Origin of the sequence: Streptomyces sp. NPDC050703 (genome assembly GCF_040654435.1) — a bacterium.
Taxonomy (GTDB): Bacteria; Actinomycetota; Actinomycetes; order Streptomycetales; family Streptomycetaceae; genus Streptomyces.
Genome location: NZ_JBFAHX010000041.1, coordinates 43,706 through 61,686, shown reverse-complemented (window position 1 = coordinate 61,686; position 17,981 = coordinate 43,706). Strand labels below are relative to the sequence as shown.

The 17,981-nt window shown below is 71.8% G+C and carries 14 protein-coding genes; 7 read left to right on the top strand and 7 right to left on the bottom strand.

Annotated features, from left to right (window positions below):
* Positions 1 to 91: 91 nt before the first annotated feature.
* Positions 92 to 1,087 (bottom strand): hypothetical protein, encoded by a 996-nt coding sequence (locus AB0I16_RS29140; RefSeq protein WP_363252592.1) that lies wholly within the window; start codon positions 1,085 to 1,087, stop codon positions 92 to 94.
* 20 nt (positions 1,088 to 1,107) lie between these two features.
* Here AB0I16_RS29140 and AB0I16_RS29135 point away from each other — a divergent pair, with 20 nt between their 5' ends.
* The 5 genes from AB0I16_RS29135 (at position 1,108) to AB0I16_RS29115 (ending at position 8,025) form a co-directional block, all read left to right on the top strand.
* Positions 1,108 to 2,319 carry a CapA family protein gene (locus tag AB0I16_RS29135; protein ID WP_363252591.1) on the top strand — a complete coding sequence of 404 codons (1,212 nt, stop codon included), beginning with the start codon at positions 1,108 to 1,110 and terminating at the stop codon, positions 2,317 to 2,319.
* A gap of 196 nt (positions 2,320 to 2,515) precedes the next feature.
* A complete protein-coding gene (locus AB0I16_RS29130; protein WP_363252590.1) occupies positions 2,516 to 4,753 on the top strand; it encodes a HAMP domain-containing protein in 2,238 nt (745 codons plus the stop codon).
* 5 nt (positions 4,754 to 4,758) lie between these two features.
* Complete coding sequence (gene pgsB / locus AB0I16_RS29125) at positions 4,759 to 6,456, top strand: poly-gamma-glutamate synthase PgsB (protein ID WP_363252589.1); 1,698 nt, start codon at positions 4,759 to 4,761, stop codon at positions 6,454 to 6,456.
* Positions 6,453 to 6,935 carry a poly-gamma-glutamate biosynthesis protein PgsC/CapC gene (locus AB0I16_RS29120; protein ID WP_062770698.1) on the top strand — a complete coding sequence of 161 codons (483 nt, stop codon included), beginning with the start codon at positions 6,453 to 6,455 and terminating at the stop codon, positions 6,933 to 6,935. The genes pgsB and AB0I16_RS29120 overlap by 4 nt, the downstream gene beginning before the upstream one ends.
* A gap of 16 nt (positions 6,936 to 6,951) precedes the next feature.
* Complete coding sequence (locus tag AB0I16_RS29115; protein ID WP_363252588.1) at positions 6,952 to 8,025, top strand: NlpC/P60 family protein; 1,074 nt, start codon at positions 6,952 to 6,954, stop codon at positions 8,023 to 8,025.
* 12 nt (positions 8,026 to 8,037) lie between these two features.
* On the opposite strand, the gene AB0I16_RS29110 is transcribed toward AB0I16_RS29115, so the two are convergent.
* Positions 8,038 to 8,406 carry an NTP pyrophosphohydrolase gene (locus AB0I16_RS29110; RefSeq protein WP_363252587.1) on the bottom strand — a complete coding sequence of 123 codons (369 nt, stop codon included), beginning with the start codon at positions 8,404 to 8,406 and terminating at the stop codon, positions 8,038 to 8,040.
* 88 nt (positions 8,407 to 8,494) lie between these two features.
* Between AB0I16_RS29110 and AB0I16_RS29105 the strand changes: the two genes are divergently transcribed.
* On the top strand, positions 8,495 to 9,550 hold the full coding sequence (locus AB0I16_RS29105) for a hypothetical protein (protein WP_363252586.1): 1,056 nt from the start codon (positions 8,495 to 8,497) through the stop codon (positions 9,548 to 9,550).
* A 97-nt stretch (positions 9,551 to 9,647) separates the two neighbouring features.
* Here AB0I16_RS29105 and AB0I16_RS29100 read toward each other — a convergent pair whose 3' ends face one another.
* The 5 genes from AB0I16_RS29100 to AB0I16_RS29080 all read right to left on the bottom strand — a co-directional run bounded on the left by AB0I16_RS29100 (position 9,648) and on the right by AB0I16_RS29080 (position 16,776).
* A complete protein-coding gene (locus AB0I16_RS29100; protein ID WP_363252585.1) occupies positions 9,648 to 11,780 on the bottom strand; it encodes a 3-hydroxyacyl-CoA dehydrogenase NAD-binding domain-containing protein in 2,133 nt (710 codons plus the stop codon).
* A complete protein-coding gene (locus tag AB0I16_RS29095; RefSeq protein WP_363252584.1) occupies positions 11,777 to 13,003 on the bottom strand; it encodes an acetyl-CoA C-acyltransferase in 1,227 nt (408 codons plus the stop codon). The genes AB0I16_RS29100 and AB0I16_RS29095 overlap by 4 nt, the downstream gene beginning before the upstream one ends.
* 663 nt (positions 13,004 to 13,666) lie before the next feature.
* The gene (locus AB0I16_RS29090) at positions 13,667 to 14,932 is read right to left on the bottom strand and encodes a ribonuclease D (RefSeq protein WP_363252583.1); all 1,266 of its coding nucleotides are present in this window, start codon (positions 14,930 to 14,932) and stop codon (positions 13,667 to 13,669) included.
* Between the two features lie 78 nt (positions 14,933 to 15,010).
* On the bottom strand, positions 15,011 to 15,673 hold the full coding sequence (locus AB0I16_RS29085; RefSeq protein ID WP_016643199.1) for a response regulator transcription factor: 663 nt from the start codon (positions 15,671 to 15,673) through the stop codon (positions 15,011 to 15,013).
* Positions 15,674 to 16,116: 443 nt separating this feature from the next.
* Positions 16,117 to 16,776 (bottom strand): DUF3000 domain-containing protein, encoded by a 660-nt coding sequence (locus AB0I16_RS29080; RefSeq protein ID WP_363252582.1) that lies wholly within the window; start codon positions 16,774 to 16,776, stop codon positions 16,117 to 16,119.
* 85 nt (positions 16,777 to 16,861) lie between these two features.
* On the opposite strand from AB0I16_RS29080, the gene hemE reads away from it, so the two are divergent.
* Positions 16,862 to 17,935, top strand: coding sequence for a uroporphyrinogen decarboxylase (gene hemE, locus AB0I16_RS29075; RefSeq protein WP_363252581.1), 1,074 nt, complete (start codon positions 16,862 to 16,864; stop codon positions 17,933 to 17,935).
* The last annotated feature ends 46 nt before the right edge of the window (positions 17,936 to 17,981 follow it).

Here is a 17,981-nt window from a genome sequence, read left to right as displayed (position 1 = left end):
TGTGGTGTGGAGCCTAGACACCTCCACCACACCGGAGGTCTTCGCCATGATCAAGACCCAGCCCTGTTAACAACGCTCGTGATCAATACACCTAGTCCCGGCGGCGCCAGGTGCGGGTGACGTCCGCCAGGGCCTCGACGGCCTGGCGGGCGCGCGAGGGGTCCTCGCGGAGGCCGGGGCCGAACTCGACGTGCAGCCAGGGCACGTCGTGGAACGCGGCGGCCCGCCCCTGCACGTTGGAGCGGCCCTCCAGCGGGCAGGACCTGGCCCAGGCGCGGCAGACGTCGAAGCCCCGCTCCCGCAGCGCGTCCGCGAGGCCGCGGCCCTCGGACACGGCATGCCTGCCCCGGCCCGTGGAGGCGACGACGTCGTGCTTCGGTGCCGAGTCGTCGGCCATGCCGTGGAGCTGCACACCGGGGAGTCCGCGGCGCACCAGTTCGGCACAGATGGCGTGAAAGACGCTGTCCCTGCGGTGCGCGACGTCCGCCGTGTCACCGCGCCCGGCTTCGCGATGTGCACCCGCGATGACGAGGATGCCGCCCGGGGAGCGGCTGAGGAGGCGCGCGCCGAGCTGTTCGGTGTACCGGTCGGCCACGGGGTGCGGCACCTGGGCCGACCAGCGGACGGGGGAGTCGAGGTCGATGTAGACCCGGCCCCAGCCGCGCGGCGCGGCACCGCCCTCGGAGCGGTCGGCGATCTCCGCGTACCGCCGCCCGCCGACCGGGTCCTCGACGGTGCGGACCGCGAAGTCGACGTCGGCCAGGTGGTGTTCGGCGGCTGTGCGCTTGCCGTCGAGGAGAAGGGCGACGCTCGCGGCCAGCGTGCGCCGGTCGCCGCGGGTGGGGCGGCGGTACCCGGTGTCCTCGTCGAAGCCCGCGGTGTAGTCCGTGATGCGGCGTTCCAGGCCGTCGGCCGGTCGGCCGTCCGGTGGGGAGCCCGCCGGGCTCCGGCTCTCCCGCGACGGCTCGCGGCCCGGGTCCGAGGGCCCCGAGCCGCACTGCGACAGGCTGAGGACGCAGGCCGTCACGCCCGCGAGGACCCCGAGCTTCTTTGCGGTCGTGACCAGCCGTGTGCGGTAGCTCTTCATGGTTGTATAAAGATATCCCTGTGATGACACGTCCTTCCCGCAGGCAGATTGTGACCTGTGCGGCCTCCGCGTTCCTGCTCGCCGGCACAGCCACCGCCTGCGGCACTTTCGGCAGCGACGGCAAGGCCGCCTCCGGCGGCGGCCCCTCGTTCACCGTCGCCGCCGCGGGCGACATCCTGATCCACCCGCAACTGACCGAGCAGGCCCGCAAGGACGCCAAGGACACCGGCAAGGGCGAGCAGGGCATCGACTTCGGGCCGCTGCTCGCCGGGGCCAGACCCGTCATCAGCAAGGCCGACCTCGGCATCTGCCACTTCGAGACCGTGGCGGGCAAGCCGGGCGGCCCCTTCGAGAGCTTCCCCGACTTCATCGTGCCGCCGCAGATCGCCACGGCGATCAAGGGCGCCGGCTACGACCAGTGCTCGACCGCGTCGAACCACACCCTGGACCACGGCCTCGGCGGCGTCACCCGCACCCTGGACACGCTCGACAAGGCGGGCCTGCGGCACACCGGGTCGGCGCGCAACGCCGCGGAGGCGGCCAAGCCGCTGATCACCGAGGTGAAGGGCGTCAAGGTCGCGCAGCTGTCCTTCTCCTTCGGCTTCAACGGCCGCGAGGTCCCCAAGGACAAGCCGTGGATCGTGAACCAGAACGATTTCGACGCGATCGCCGCCGCCGAGAAGAAGGCGCGCTCGGCGGGCGCCGAGGTCGTGATCCTGAGCGTCCACTGGGGGCGCGAGCACCAGCCCGAAGCCACCTCCTCGCAGGTCGGCCTGGCCCGCAGGATCGCGCGCGAGACCGGCATCAACCTCGTCATCGGCCACCACGCGCACGTCGTCCAGCCGATGGAGAAGGTCGACGGCACCTGGATCGCGTACGGACTCGGCAACCAGGTCGCTCGGCACGACGCGCCGAGCGGGCTGACCGAGGAGGGCGTCATCGGCTGGTTCGAGTTCGTCGAGCGCGGGGGGGAGTGGGACGTCGACGCCAAGTACGTGCCCACGCTCATGGACATCCCGCCGGACCCGAACGAGACGGGCGCCCTGCCCAAGGACGCCGTCAAGGACCACCGGCTCCTCGACGTGGCCGCCACGCTGAAGGACGGCGAGGGGCTCAGCGAGCAGCAGCGCGCCCGCTACCGCCTGGCCTTCGAGCGCACCCAGGGCACACTGATGAACCGGGGCGCGGCCAAGGACGGCCTCGAACCGCTTCAGTCACTACCCGGTGACTGACCGCCGCACTCCGGTCATCGGTGCGATGTAGCTCACATTTTCCCCATCCCGTACATCTCTTCGAGGGGTTCACGGGTCCAAGCTCTCCGGAACGCATCACTATGCGCTTCCGTGTCCCGCGTCACCCCCAGGAGAGGAGCACCCCTTGGCCGCTTCGCGTTCGAAGCGGCGGCACAAGGTCCGCCGAAGGACCGACATGTCTCTGCTGGGTGGCATACGTCCCCCCATCGCCGTGCTGTCGGTCCTGCTCCTCGCCCTTGCGGGCGTCACCGCTCTCACCCTTGGCCGCGCAGGCCAGGAAGCAGTACCCAAAGCGGTCAAACTGTCCCAACAGCACTTCGCCGAGGACGGTGCCATCGCGCTGCGCGCCTCCATCGACGAGTCGGTCACCGACCTGACCCGGAACGCCGAGCTGTTCAGCGCCGGCGAGCCGGTGCCCCCGGACGCCGTCCTCGACAAGATCGGCAGCGTCTACCAGAAGTGGCGGGGCACCGCGGTCGTCGAGATCTCCTCGGGCAAGCTCCTCGCCGCCCGCGGCGAGAACCTGCCGCTGACCGCCGTCGACCGCGGCAAGCTCGCGGACGAGGACGGCCTCGCGCCGCGCATGGTGCGCCTGGAGAACGGCGAGACCCGTCTGCTCGCCTTCGCCCTGCTCACCTGGGAGGGCAAGCCGCAGCAGCTCCTCGTCGCGTCGAGCAGCCTGCGCTTCCCCGGCATCAGCCTCGGAAAGTTCCGCTCCATCGCCGTCGTCGGCCAGGACGGGCACATTCTGAGCGACGACGGCATCGCCGACCCCCTCCAGGAGGACGGCGACGGCCGGCGCGAGCGGATCAAGCAGGCCGACAAGCAGCTCAAGGCCTTCGCCACCAGCGCGGCGAAGAAGTCCCGCACGCACCCGATCATGTCCAAGGAACCGGGATCGGGCGGCTTCCTCGGCGTCAGCGGTCACCTCACCGGCGACCGCTACCTCGGTGAGCGCTACGTCGCGGGCTACGCGGGCCTCGCGGGCCCCGAGGCGGGCAAGGCCACCGACGCCACCCGGCTCGGCCTCACGGTCGTCGCCATGGTGCCGGTCGCCGAGGACCCGACGGCCACCACCAGTTCGGCCTTCGGGCTGCTGGCCGCGGCCGCCCTGCTGCTCATCGGCGGCGTCACGGTCTTCCTGCTCCTGCGGACCGTGCAGCGCCCGCTGATCCAGCTCTTCCTGGAGGGCCGCAGGCTGAGCCGGGGCGACCTCGACCGGCCGGTCTCCGTGCCGCGCAGCGGTGAGGCCGCCCGCATCGGAGCAGCCCTCGAACGGCTGCGCCGCCAGTTGCTCGGCGCACCCGCGGACAAGCAGCCCGGGTCCGCCCGCCGCGGCAGGTTCGGCGCCCGCACCCTGATCGCCGTCTGCGCCGTCCTGCTCCTCGCGTGGTCCGCGCCGCTGATGCTGATGCTCAACCGCGCGGGCGACACCGTCGTCGTGCCGCAGCAGATGGTCAACGACCAGCGCGAGCGCACCGACACCCTCACCGACCGGGTGCGCCGCGCCCTCAACGAGGGCCACGCCGACCTCACCTCGGTCGCCTCGCTCATCGGCGACCGCACCGAGGCGTCGGAGATGTCCAAGGTGCTGGAGAGCACCATGCACCAGCACACCCGCTACCAGTCCCTCTACGTGCTCGACGCGAAGGGGAAGGTCCTCGCGAAGGCGGGCGACGACCCCCGCAGCCCCTCGGGCAAGGGCCCGTCGGACAAGGCCGTCCGCGTCCTCGACGAGGGCGGCAAGGAACCGGTCATCATCGGCACCGCCGAGATGTCCGGCCGCCAGGGCGCCGCCGTCGTCGGCGAGTTCCGCATCGAGTTCCTCAACGCGCTGCTGAAGCGTCCCGGGCTCGGCCAGGTGCGTGTCGTCGACGCGAAGCGCAAGGTGATCGGCGCCAACTACGGCTACCAGGAGTTCGAGAGCCTGCCGAGCGGGCGGCTCGACGCGCTCGCCGAGGGCACCGCGCAGAAGGTGGGCGTCAGCACGCGCCCCAGCGGTGTCCTCTACCGCGACGGCGACGAGATCCAGATCGCGGCGGCGGCTCCCTTCGCGGGCGGCGGCGCGGCGTCCTCCCTCAACTGGACCGTCGTCAGCTGGCAGCCGGCCTCCGGTCTCGCCATCCCCGAGTACACCCTCCAGAACCGCACCGTCCTCGCCGGACTCCTCGGCATCACCGCGGCGGCGGCCTGTCTCGGGTGGCTGCACATCGTCGTCGTACGGCCGCTGCGGCACCTCGCCGACCGGGCGGAGGCGCTCGCCGAAGGGGACCGCCGCACCGTCCTGTACCCGACCCACCACGACGAGGTCGGTGCCGTCACCCGCAGTCTGGAGCTGATCAGGCAGCAGCTGCCGACGGGCACACAGCGCAAGCGGGACGGCGCCACGGCCGGCCTCGCCGGAAGGAACTGAACCCCGTGCTCTTCCTCTACACCGTGCTCGTGGTGTGCAGCGCCATCCTGCTGGCGGCGGGCGTCGTCGAACAGCGGCGGCACTTCGCCAGCCTGGAGCACATCCCCACCCGGGTGCTCGTCAACGGCATCCGCGGCAAGTCCTCCATCACCCGCCTCTGCGCGGGCGCCCTGCGCGGCGGCGAGCTGACCACGGTCGCCAAGACCACCGGCACCGCCGCCCGCTTCATCCACCCCGACGCCACCGAGGAGCCCGTCTACCGCAAGTTCGGCATCGCCAACGTCGTCGAGCAGATCGGCATCGTGCGGCGTGCCGCCGCGTACAACCCGGACGCCCTGGTCATCGAGTGCATGGCGGTCATGCCCGCGCTCCAGGAGATCAACCAGTCCAAGCTGATCCGCTCCACCATCGGCGTGCTCTGCAACGTCCGTGAGGACCACCTCGCCGAGATGGGCCCCACCCTCGACGACGTGGCGCGCTCGCTGTGCCGCTCCATGCCGGAGAACGGCATCTGCGTCACCGCCGAGAAGGACCGCTTCGACATCCTCCAGGAGGAGGCCGACGCGCGGAACTGCGAGCTGATCTACGCCGATCCCGAGACGGTCAGCGACGAGGAGCTGCGCGGCTTCAGCTGGTTCACCTTCAAGGAGAACGTGGCGATCGCGCTCAAGGTCGCCGAGCTGGTCGGCGTCGGCCGCGAGGTCGCCCTCCAGGGCATGTACGACGCCCCGCCGGACCCCGGTGTCCTCTCCGTCGAGCGGTACGCCACCGAGGACGGCAAGAAGCTGCGCTTCGCCAACGTCTTCGCGGCCAACGACCCCGAGTCGACGCTGATGAACATCAACCAGCTCCTCGACCTGGGCGCCATCAAGCGCCCGCTGAACGTGGTCATCAACTGCCGTCCCGACCGCGTCGAGCGCAACGGCCAGATGGGCGAGATCGTCCCCGACCTCCGGCCGGAGAAGGTCTTCGTCATCGGCCACCCCGCCAAGTCCGCCATCGACGCGATCCCCGCCGACTGGCGCGACCGCGCGGTGGACCTCGGCGGCGACCGGCGCGACCCCGAGGAGTTCATGCACCAGATGCTCGGGCAGCTCGGACCCGACTCCTCGCTCGTCGCGATCGGCAACATCCACGGCCAGGGCGAGCTGCTGCTCGAACACCTCGCGGAGCTGCCGGCCGACGAGAGCGAGGAGCAGGCCCCCGAGGAGCCCGCGCCGTTCTACGAGCCGCACGTCGACCCGTACCAGCACTATCCGGAGGCGTACGAGGAGCGGTACACCCCGGTGCACACCCAGCAGATCCAGCAGATCCACGCGCAGCAGGCCCAGCAGGCCCACCACGCCCAGCAGGGCCAGGGCCAGCTCCCGCCGGGTGTCCACGTACCCGTACAGCGCACGCCCGACCAGCCGTACGAGTCCTACGCGCCGCAGCAGCAGCAGCACCAGCAGCCGCAGTACCAGCAGCAGTACCCACAGCAACAGCAGCACCATCAGCAGTACGAGCAGCAGCAGCAGTACGAGCAGCAGCAGTACGAGCAGAACCAGCAGAACCAGCAGTACGTGTCCCACGAGGGCTACGCGCCCCGGGAACCGCAGCCCCAGCCCCCGGCGCCCCGCGGCCTCTTCGAGCCGCGGGTACCGCCCGTACCGCCCGCCCATGACGACGACCAGCAGTGGCACAGCCCAGGAGAGCCCCGTTGATTCCCTCCGTCCTCACCCCCGAGATCGCCGCGGTCGGCATCGCGCTCGGGCTGCTCTTCTCCCTGGTCTGCTACCTGACGACCAACCTCTCGCCCGGTGGCATGATCACCCCGGGCTGGCTCGCCCTGACCCTCGTCGAGGACCTCCAGCGCGCCGCCATGGTGCTCGGCGTGACGGTGCTGACCTACCTCGGCACCCTGCTGATGCAGAAGTACGTGATCCTGTACGGCAAGCGGCTGTTCGCCGCGGTCGTGCTGCTCGGTGTCTCCCTCCAGGCGACCGTGATGATCGTGCTGTCGATCGAGTTCCCGCTGATGTACGCGAACCAGACGCTCGGCTTCATCGTCCCCGGCCTCATCGCCTACCAGCTGGTGCGCCAGCCCAAGGGCCCCACTCTGCTCGCCACCGGCTCGGTGACGCTCATGGCCTACGTCGTCCTCACCGCCGGCATCCTCCTCGGCTTCATGCCGTCCGTCTGAATCGCAGGAGTCATCCATGCCGCCCAAGAAGAAACGTCCCGTCGTTCACGCGGCGACCGTGCTCGCCCTCCTCGCGGGCAGCGCGTACCTCACCGTGGAGCTGCGCAAGGACGAAGAGGCCAAGGCACCCAAGGTGCAGGCCGTCACCGACACCCCCGGCCTGCAGAACAGCAACGGCCAGCAGGGGAGCGGGAAGCAGAAGTGGGAGCGCCTGAAGAACCCCGAGCGCTCCGTCCTGCGCACCGAGAGCGGCAAGGTGCTCGCCACCTTCACGGACGGCGCCCGCACCGCGACGCTCACCGGACCGAGCCGCACCTTCACCGAGCCCGCCAACACCAAGTCCCGCGTCGTCACCAACGACTGGGTGCGGCTGATGCCGGAGACCTGGCGCGAGGGCGCGGAGAAGGAGAAGTGGTTCAAGGACTGGTACAAGGAGTTCTCCGGCAGCGAGGAGGACGACATCTTCGCGATGGCGTTCCAGTACGTGCAGGGCGCGCCGGTCAAGAAGGACGACGAGGGCATCGCCTACGCGGGCGACGCCAACTTCGGCCCGATCAACCCCGAGGGCAGCGAGGGCAACGACCTGCGCCTTGAGCAGTCGGACTTCTTCGACTACCTCGGCATCCCGTACACCTTCCGTGACGGCACCACCATCCAGCCGGAGACCATCCGCGCCCGCTCCATGGACTGCTCCGGGTTCATCCGCACGGTCTTCGGCTACCGCGCCCGCTACCCCCTGATGGCCAGCGACCAGGCCGGCGACGGTCTGCCCCGCACCGCCAACGGCATGGCGCGCGGCAAGGCCGGCACGGACGTCATCAAGCTGAAGGGCGTGTCCTCCGCGGACCGCCCGAAGTCCATCGACGTCATCCAGCCGGGCGACCTGGTCTTCTTCAAGCTGGACGCCCGCACCAAGGAGCGCCTGGACCACGTGGGGATCTTCGTCGGCCACGACGCCGACGGCCACAAGATCTTCATCTCCAGCCGCGAAGAGGTCAACGGCCCGACGATCGGCGACAAGGGCGGCACGTCCCGCCTCGACGGCAACGGCTACTACGCCTCCACCCTGCGCAGCGCCAAGCGGCTGTAGGCAAGGCGTCCTTCACGGGCGTACGGTTCGGGGGCCCGCACACCGGGCCCCCGAACCGCCCACCCTCCGGCGCAGTTCCCGGTCGGCCGTGATCACCAGGCAGGGGCGGCCCGCGGCCTCGGCGGCCAGCTCCGCGATGCGGTCGTCGCCGCTGCCGGGCGCGCTCTCCACGCGGACGCCGGGCACGGACCGGACGCCGCGCGCGGCGCCCTCCACGACCAGGACGATGTCCAGCGGCCCCGGATGGCCGGGCAGCCCGTCCTCCGCGTACGCGACGAGCCCGTCCCGCAGCCGCTCGGCGGCCCCGCGGCGGTCGTGCCACCAGCCGTCGGGCTTGGACCCGACGACGTTCGCGGCGTCGACGACGACGAGAGTTCTCATACGGCAAACGTAAACTAGCCGGTGAAGCGTTGTGCGCACGTGGTCGTGGAAGGGTTGCCGCCGAGTCATGCCGTCGAGGTCGAAACCGGTGAGCACCGGTCCCCTGGAGAGCGCCCGCTGGCTGCTGCGCGGCAAGGACGGCAGACTCACCGCCTACGTCCGGGCCGACGGCGGGCTGCTCCGCTGGACGGAGACCGCGCCCGGCGGCCCCGACTGGACGGGCCCCGACTTCTTCGAGGCACCCGGCATCACCTACCTGACACTGGCCCAGGGTGCCGACCGGTACGTGCACTTCATCGGCCGCCGCGAGCGGCGCGACGCCGAGGGCGGGAAGACGGTCGACCTCGTGCACTCCATCCAGTACCAGTCGGGACGGCCCCTGATGGACTGGCGCTCGGTCGGCAACCCGCACACCAAGCTCGTCGAGCGCGCGCCGCACCTCGGCGCGCCCGCCGCCGCCGTGGACGCCGCGGGCACCGTCCACGTCTTCGTGCGGGACGCGGTGAACAGCGTCCGGATGCGCCGCGAGGGCAAGGGCGGCAAGTGGGAGGGGTGGAAGGACTTCAAGGTCCGCCGGGCCCTGGACGGCATCGTCGCCCGCGCCACCTCCACCGGCCGCGTCGAGGTCTACGCGCCCGGCGCCGAGGCGACCCTGCGCTGGGCCCAGGAGAGCCGGGGCGGCGAGCTGCTGCCCGCCGACGACATCCCGCTCGCCCCCGTCCCCGGCTCCGGCGCGCTCCTGGAGACCGGCCCCGACCGCTTCACGTACTACGCCGCGGGCGCGGACGGCAAGGGCGTCCTCGCGTACCGCCCCGCCGACGGCGGCGCCGCCGTGCCGCTCGGCGGTGACCCCGGCACCGGAGCCGTCGCCGCCCTGCGCACGCCCATAGACGGCCACGACTGCACGGTCCTCGCCCACCGCACGGGCTCGGGACGCCCGGCGATCGGCGCGTTCCCCACCGAGGACGAGGGCGCGGGCCTGTGGTGGGCCGAGACCGGCGAGCCGTGCCTCGGCGCCCCGGCCCTCGCGCTCGACGCGCGGGGCCGTGTGGTCATCGCGGCCGTCGGCCTCGACGGGACGCCGCGCCTGGCCCGCCAGAAGGCGGAGCCGGGCCTCGCGCTGGAGGCGTGGACCACGCTCTGACACGGGCCCCGCGGGCCCGTACGACGGCGGGGCCGTACGACGGCGGGGCCGTACGGAAGCGACTTCCGTACGGCCCCGCCCTGTCGTGCTCCGCGTGCTACGCCGGGACGCTCGCCACGCCCTGGTCGAGGAACCGCTTGCCGTTGACGCGCTCGCTGACGCCCTCACGGTCCAGGTACGGCGTGATGCCGCCCAGGTGGAAGGGCCAGCCCGCGCCGGTGATCAGGCAGAGGTCGATGTCCTGCGCCTCGGCGACGACGCCCTCGTCGAGCATGAGCCCGATCTCCTGCGCCACCGCGTCGAGCACGCGGTCCCGCACCTGCTCCTCGGTCAGGACGGAGTCGCCCTGCTTCAGGAGGGCGGCGACCTCGGGGTCGAGCTCCGGCTTCCCGCTGTCGTACACGTAGAAGCCGCGCTTGCCCGCCTTGACGACGGCGGCGAGGTTCGGGGAGACGGTGAAGCGCTCCGGGAAGGCGCGGTTCAGGGTCTCGGAGACGTGCAGACCGATGGCGGGACCGACGAGCTCCAGGAGCACCAGCGGCGACATCGGCAGACCGAGCGGCTCGACGGCCTTCTCGGCGACGGCGACCGGGGTGCCCTCGTCGATGACGTTCTGGATCTCGCCCATGAAGCGGGTGAGGATGCGGTTCACGACGAACGCCGGGGCGTCCTTCACGAGCACCGCGGTCTTCTTCAGCTTCTTGGCGACACCGAAGGCCGTGGCCAGCGACGCGTCGTCCGTCCGCTCGCCGCGCACGATCTCCAGGAGCGGCAGGATCGCGACCGGGTTGAAGAAGTGGAAGCCGACGACCCGCTCGGGGTGCTTCAGCTTCGACGCCATCTCGGAGACCGAGAGCGAGGAGGTGTTGGTGGCGAGGACGGCGTGCGCCGGAGCGACCGCCTCGACCTCGGCGAACACCTGCTGCTTGACGCCGATCTCCTCGAAGACGGCCTCGATGATGAAGTCGGCGTCGGAGAAGCCCTCGGCCTTGTCCAGGACGCCGGTGACGAGCGCCTTGAGGCGGTTGGCCTTGTCCTGGTTGACACGGCCCTTGCCGAGCAGCTTGTCGATCTCGGCGTGGACGTAGCCCACACCCTTGTCGACGCGCTCCTGGTCGATGTCGGTCAGGACGACCGGCACCTCCAGGCGGCGCAGGAAGAGCAGGGCGAGCTGCGAGGCCATCAGACCGGCGCCGACGACGCCGACCTTGGTGACCGGGCGCGCCAGGCTCTTGTCCGGGGCGCCGGCCGGGCGCTTGGCGCGCTTCTGCACGAGGTTGAACGAGTAGATGCCCGCGCGCAGTTCACCGCCCATGATCAGGTCGGCGAGCGCGGTGTCCTCGGCGTCGAAGCCCTTCTGGAGGTCGCCGTCCTTGGCGGCCTCGATGATCTCCAGGGCGCGGTAGGCGGCCGGGGCGGCGCCGTGCACCTTGGAGTCGGCGATGGCACGGCCGCGGGCGACGGCGGCGTCCCAGCCCTCGCCGCGGTCGACCTCGCCGCGGACGACCTCGGTCTCGCCGGTCAGCACGGAGGCCGTCCAGAGCAGCGACTGCTCCAGGAAGTCGGCGCCCTCGAAGAGCGCGTCGGCGATGCCGAGCTCGAAGACCTGCGCGCCCTTGAGCTGGCGGTTCTGGTTCAGCGAGTTCTCGATGATGACCGAGACGGCCTTGTCGGCGCCGATCAGGTTCGGCAGCAGCGCGCAGCCGCCCCAGCCGGGGACCAGGCCGAGGAAGACCTCGGGCAGCGAGAAGGCGGGCAGCGCCTTGGAGACGGTGCGGTAGGTGCAGTGCAGACCGACCTCGACGCCACCGCCCATCGCGGCGCCGTTGTAGTACGCGAAGGTCGGCACGGCGAGCCCGGAGAGCCGCTTGAAGACCTCGTGCCCGCCCTTGCCGATGGCGAGCGCGTCCTCGTGGCGCTTCAGCAGCTCCACGCCCTTGAGGTCGGCGCCGACGGCGAAGATGAACGGCTTGCCGGTGATGCCGACGCCGACGATCGCGCCCTCGGCCGCCTCCTTCTCGACCTGGTCGATCGCCGTGTTCAGGTTGGCGAGGGACTGCGGGCCGAAGGTGGTCGGCTTGGTGTGGTCCAGACCGTTGTCGAGGGTGATCAGCGCGAAGCGCCCGGCACCCTGCGGGAGGTCGAGGTGGCGTACGTGCGCCTGCGTGACGACCTCGCCCGGGAAGAGCTCGGCCGCGCCCTTCAGGAGCTCAGTGGTGGAGCTGCTCACTTGTCGCCTCCGGCGTCCTTGTGGTTCGGGTTCTCCCAGATGACCGTCGCGCCCATGCCGAAGCCGACGCACATGGTCGTGATGCCGTAGCGCACCTCGGGCTGCTCCTCGAACTGCCGCGCGAGCTGCGTCATCAGGCGTACGCCGGAGGAGGCGAGCGGGTGGCCGAACGCGATGGCGCCGCCGTACTGGTTGACGCGCGCGTCGTCGTCCGCGATGCCGTAGTGCTCCAGGAAGGCGAGCACCTGCACGGCGAACGCCTCGTTGATCTCGAAGAGACCGATGTCGCCGATGCCGAGGCCCGCCTTGGCGAGGGCCTTCTCGGTCGCCGGGATCGGGCCGTAGCCCATGACCTCCGGCTCGACGCCCGCGAAGGCGTACGACACGAGGCGCATCTTCACGGGGAGGTTGTTCTCCCGCGCGAACTCCTCGGAGGCGATGAGGGAGGCGGTGGCGCCGTCGTTGAGACCGGCGGCGTTGCCCGCGGTGACGCGGCCGTGCGTACGGAACGGCGTCTTGAGGCCCGCGAGGTTCTCCAGGGTCGTCCCCGGGCGCATCGGCTCGTCGGCGGTGGCGAGGCCCCAGCCGGTCTCACCGGCCTCCTCGTTGGTCCGCCGTACGGAGATGGGGACCAGGTCGGCCTGGATCTTGCCGTCGGCGTACGCCTTGGCGGCCTTCTCCTGCGAGCGCACGGCGTACTCGTCGGCGCGCCGCTTGGTGATGCTCGGGTAGCGGTCGTGCAGGTTCTCGGCGGTCATGCCCATGAACAGCGCGGACTCGTCAACGAGCTTCTCGCTCACGAACCGGGGGTTGGGGTCGACGCCCTCGCCCATGGGGTGGCGGCCCATGTGCTCGACGCCGCCGGCGACGGCGATGTCGTACGCGCCGAAGGCGACGCTGCCCGCGACCGAGGTGACGGCGGTCAGGGCACCGGCGCACATGCGGTCGATGGAGTAACCGGGCACGGACTGCGGGAGCCCGGCCAGGATGCCGGCGGTGCGGCCGATCGTCAGGCCCTGGTCGCCGATCTGCGTGGTCGCGGCGATGGCGACCTCGTCGATCTTGGCGGGGTCGAGGTCCGGGTTGCGGCGCAGCAGCTCCCGGATGGCCTTCACGACGAGGTCATCGGCACGGGTCTCGTGGTAGATGCCCTTCGGGCCCGCCTTGCCGAACGGGGTGCGGACGCCGTCCACGAAGACGACGTCCCTGACGGTACGAGGCACGATGGCTCTCCTCCAGGGTGCGGTTGCGCCACGCCTGCGGCGCGCTTCCTTCCACTCACCCTACTTGCCGGTAACTATGTGGCCAAGGGAGGGTTTGGGGAGGCGAACGTCACATCTGGCCGCGGGCCCCGGTGGCTGGTCCCCGACCGCGGGGCGGTGTTCTTTGCGGGGCCGCTTTTGCTCGCCGGGGGCGGTGGGGTCGGCGGGGTCATTTTTCCTCGCCGGGGGTGGTGGTGTTCGGTGGGTCGCTTTGCCGCGGGGCTTGCCGTCGTCCGGTGCTCTCCCGCTGGCCGCGGGCCGGCCGCGTGGCCGCCGCTTCGCGGCGGGTGTTCCCCCACCCACCCGCCCGCGCACCTGGCGTTGGTCGGTGCTGTGGGGGGGGGGCTTGGGTCTCTCGGGCGGCTGCCGGGGGTCGGCTTCGCGGCGGGAGCCTCCCACCCGCCCGCCCGCTCACCCGGGGTCGGCCAGGGCTCGATGCGGGGTGAACGGGTGGGTGGGTGGGAAAGAATCCCGCCGCGAAGCGGCGGGGCCAAAGACCCGGCTCAGCGACACGGGAAAACGCACGCCCCAGCGGCGGGGGGAACGCGCGCCCCGGCGGTGGGGAAGCGCGCACCCGGCGGTGGGGGAACGCGCGCCCCGGCGTCCCGCCAGGTTCCGTGGTGCTCAGGCGAGGGCCGCAACCAACGCCGGGGTCACCTGCGTGATCTGCCAGGGCCGCGCCCCATGAGCGGCCAGGGCCTCGGCCACCGAGCCCTCGGTCACCTCGGCCGGAGGCTCCCAGCAGACGCGCCGGACCGTGTCCGGAGTGATCAGGTTCTCCTGGGGCATGTTCAGCCGCTCCGCCAGCGCGGAGACCGCCGCCCGCGCGGCGGAGAGCCGCGCCGCCGCCGCGGGGTCGCGGTCCGCCCAGGAGCGGGGCGGCGGCGGACCGCTCACCGTCTGCCCGGGCTGGGGCAGCTCGGAGTCCGGCAGCGCCTTGGCGCGGTCCACCGCCGCCTGCCACTGCTCCAGCTGGCGCCGCCCCATGCGGTGCCCGAAGCCCGAGAGCCCCGCGAGCGCGTGCACGTTGGGCGGCAGCCCGAGCGCCGCCTCGACGATCGCCCCGTCACTGAGCACCTTGCCCGGCGACACGTCCCGCCGCTGCGCGACCTTGTCACGCGCGGTCCACAGTTCCCGTACGACCGCCATCTGACGGCGCCGCCGCACCTTGTGCATCCCGGACGTCCGCCGCCAGGGGTCCTTGCGGGGCGGCGCGGGCGGCGCGGAGGCGATGGCGTCGAACTCCTCGCGGGCCCACTCCAGCTTCCCCTGCCGGTCCAGCTCCTTCTCCAGGGCGTCGCGCAGGTCGACCAGGAGCTCCACGTCCAGCGCCGCGTACCGCAGCCAGGGCTCGGGAAGGGGGCGGGTGGACCAGTCGACCGCGGAGTGGCCCTTCTCCAGGACGTAGCCGAGGACGCCCTCGACCATCGCCCCGAGTCCCACGCGCGGGAATCCGGCGAGCCGCCCCGCCAGCTCGGTGTCGAAGATCCGGGAGGGGACCATGCCTATTTCGCGCAGGCACGGCAGGTCCTGCGTGGCCGCGTGCAGGACCCACTCCGTGTCGCCGATGGCCTCGCCGAGGCCGGAGAGGTCGGGGCAGGCCACGGGGTCGATCAGCGCGGTGCCCGCGCCCTCGCGGCGGAGCTGGACGAGGTAGGCGCGCTGGCCGTACCGGTAGCCGGACGCGCGCTCGGCGTCGACGGCCACGGGGCCGGTGCCGCGGGCGTACGCGGCGATCATCTCGGCGAGGGCGTCCTCGTCGGCGATCACCGGCGGAATGCCGTCACGGGGCTCCAGCAACGGGGTCGGCGCCGTTTCGACGTCGTCCGGAGGGGCGCCTCCGGTGGTTCGCAGTGAGCTGTCTGCTGCGGTCTCTTGGGCGTCGGTCACCTGTCAAGGGTATCTGTGTATGCACGACGCCCGTCGACGGAACGTTCCGTCGACGGGCGTGAAGGGGATGTAAATGAGTCAGTGGATGATTCCGGTACGCAGGGCGACCGCGACCATCCCGGCCCTGTCGCCCGTGCCGAGCTTGCGCGCGATCCGGGCGAGGTGGCTCTTCACGGTCAGGGCGGACAGGCCCATCGAGACGCCGATGGCCTTGTTGGACTGGCCCTCAGCGACGAGGCGGAGCACCTCGACCTCGCGGCCGGAGAGCTCGCGGTAGCCACCGGGGTGGCTCGGGGTGCCCGGTGGGCGGCGGTGCATTCGGGCGGCGGCCGAGCCGATGGGAGCGGCGCCGGGGCGGGTGGGGAGTCCGACGTTCGTCCGCGTGCCGGTGACGACGTAGCCCTTGACGCCGCCCGCGAGGGCGTTGCGTACGGCACCGATGTCGTCGGCGGCGGAGAGGGCGAGGCCGTTCGGCCAGCCCGCGGCACGGGTTTCGGAGAGGAGCGTCAGGCCGGAGCCGTCGGGGAGGTGGACGTCTGCGACGCAGATGTCCCGGGGGTTGCCGATGCGGGGACGAGCCTCCGCGATCGACGAGGCCTCGATGACGTCGCGCACACCGAGCGCCCACAGGTGGCGGGTGACGGTGGAACGGACGCGGGGGTCGGCCACGACGACCATGGCGGTCGGCTTGTTCGGGCGGTAGGCGACCAGGCTTGCGGGCTGCTCGAGGAGAACGGACACCAGGCCTCCTGGGGGTGGCGGGAAGGGGCCGGCTCGGGGATGAAGCCGGGCGAAACCGTGCTTTCAAGGTCACAAACCTCTTCGGCAGCAAAGGCCCCCGCCTTTAGGAAATGATCAGGATTCGGTGCGTAATAATCAGGGCAATTCGGACGCGCACTCGATCATCCGAAGATCGAACCGAATGGTCACTCTTCCGAGTGACCACGGACGGGGTATCCCGCTCCCGGGCTCCGGCGCACACGAAACCCACCCGTCGGGCCGACGGGTGGGTGACGGGTGCGCGAGGGGTGCGCGATGGGTGGGTGATGAGTGGGTGCGTGAGCGGAGAGAAGCGGCGCGTGGACGGGGGCGTGCGCGCGGGGCGTGTGTGCGGGCGTGTGTGCGGGGCGTGTGCGGAGCGCGTGTGGGGGGTCCGCAGGGCCGGCGCCGGCCCTGGCCGCGCGTCAGCGCGAGAGCGGCCCCCTCCGCTGCGGCAGCGACACCACGGACCCGTCGCCCGGCGTGACCGGCGGCAGCCCCGCCACCTGGCAGAGCAGCTCGCACCACGCGGCCAGGTGCGTCGCGGTGTCCGGCGCCCCGCCGGGGCCCTCGCGGGGCGTCCACGAGGCCCGGATCTCGATCTGCGAGGCGGGGGGGCGTTCCGCGAGCCCCCCGAAGTAGTGCGATCCGGCGCGCGTCACCGTGCCGCTGGCCTCACCCGCGGAGAGCCCGCGCGACTGGAGCGCGCCGGTCAGCCAGGACCAGCACACCTCCGGCAGCAGCGGATCGGCCGCCATCTCCGGTTCCAGCTCCGCCCGCACCAGCGTGACGAGCCGGAAGGTGCCCTGCCAGGCGTCGTGCCCCGCCGGGTCGTGCAGCAGCACGAGGCGGCCGTCCGCGAGGTCGTCCTCGCCCTCCACGACCGCCGCCTCCAGCGCGTACGCGTACGGCGCGAGCCGCTGCGGTGCCCGCGTCGGGTCGATCTCGATCTCCGGCCGCAGCCGTGCCCCCCGCAGCGCGTCGACCGCCGCGCGGAAGGGCGGCGGAGCCGAATCCGCCACCTTCCCCTCCGAACCGTCCATCTCGCCAGCGCCGTCCGACCGTTGTCCCTGAGCCGCAGCCATGCGGGGAAGGTTAAGGGGAACCGCGCCTTCGCGCAGGGAGAGACACCCGTGAGAGGGCTCCCGGTCGACGTGGGAGACTCTCCGGGTGAGTGCCAACAGCAGCCAGAGCCCCGTGGGCCGGCGACACGCAGCGACGTACGACTCCCCGTTCATGAAGGCGTGCAGGCGGGAGACCGTGCCGCACACGCCGGTCTGGTTCATGCGGCAGGCGGGGCGCTCACTGCCCGAGTACCGCAAGGTCCGCGAGGGCACGGCCATGCTGGAGTCCTGCATGCGCCCCGACCTCGTCACCGAGATCACCCTGCAGCCGGTGCGCCGGCACGGCGTGGACGCCGCGATCTACTTCAGCGACATCGTCGTACCGCTGAAGGCCATCGGCGTCGACCTCGACATCAAGCCCGGCATCGGTCCCGTCGTCGAGAACCCCATCCGGACGCGTGCCGACCTCGCGCGGCTCAGGGACCTCACGCCGGACGACGTCCCCTACGTCACCGAGGCGATGGGGATGCTGACGGCCGAGCTGGGCGCCACGCCGCTCATCGGTTTCGCGGGCGCGCCCTTCACCCTCGCGAGCTACCTCGTCGAGGGCGGGCCGAGCCGCAACCACGAGCACACCAAGGCGCTCATGTACGGCGACCCGCGGCTCTGGGCGGACCTCCTGGACCGGCTCGCGGAGATCACCGGCGCCTTCCTGAAGGTGCAGATCGAGGCGGGCGCCAGCGCCGTGCAGCTCTTCGACTCCTGGGTGGGCGCCCTCTCGCCCGCCGACTACCGGCGCTCGGTGATGCCCGCGTCGAAGAAGGTCTTCGACGCGGTCGCCGCGTACGACGTGCCGCGCATCCACTTCGGTGTCGGCACGGGCGAGCTGCTCGGCCTCATGGGCGAGGCCGGCGCCGACGTCGTCGGCGCCGACTGGCGGGTGCCGGTGGACGAGGCGGCGCGCCGCGTCGGGCCCGGCAAGGCGATCCAGGGCAACCTCGACCCGGCGGTCCTGTTCTCGACGCGCGAGGCCGTCGAGGCGAAGACGGACGAGGTGCTCGCTGCCGCGAAGGGCCTTGAGGGGCACATCTTCAACCTCGGCCACGGCGTCCTGCCGACGACGGACCCCGAGGCGCTGACCCGGCTCGTGGAGTACGTGCACGAGCGCACATCAGCCTGAAAATTGTCCGAAAACGGCCTCTGCCCGAGCAGCAGGGGCCGTTTTC

Bases quoted from the DNA above. Each gene is read 5' to 3' on its own strand.
- AB0I16_RS29140 (WP_363252592.1), bottom strand. From the start codon at position 1,087: ATGAAGAGCTACCGCACACGGCTGGTCACGACCGCAAAGAAGCTCGGG.
- AB0I16_RS29130 (WP_363252590.1), top strand. From the start codon at position 2,516: ATGTCTCTGCTGGGTGGCATACGTCCCCCCATCGCCGTGCTGTCGGTC.
- AB0I16_RS29115 (WP_363252588.1), top strand. From the start codon at position 6,952: ATGCCGCCCAAGAAGAAACGTCCCGTCGTTCACGCGGCGACCGTGCTC.
- AB0I16_RS29110 (WP_363252587.1), bottom strand. From the start codon at position 8,406: ATGAGAACTCTCGTCGTCGTCGACGCCGCGAACGTCGTCGGGTCCAAG.
- AB0I16_RS29080 (WP_363252582.1), bottom strand. From the start codon at position 16,776: ATGGCTGCGGCTCAGGGACAACGGTCGGACGGCGCTGGCGAGATGGAC.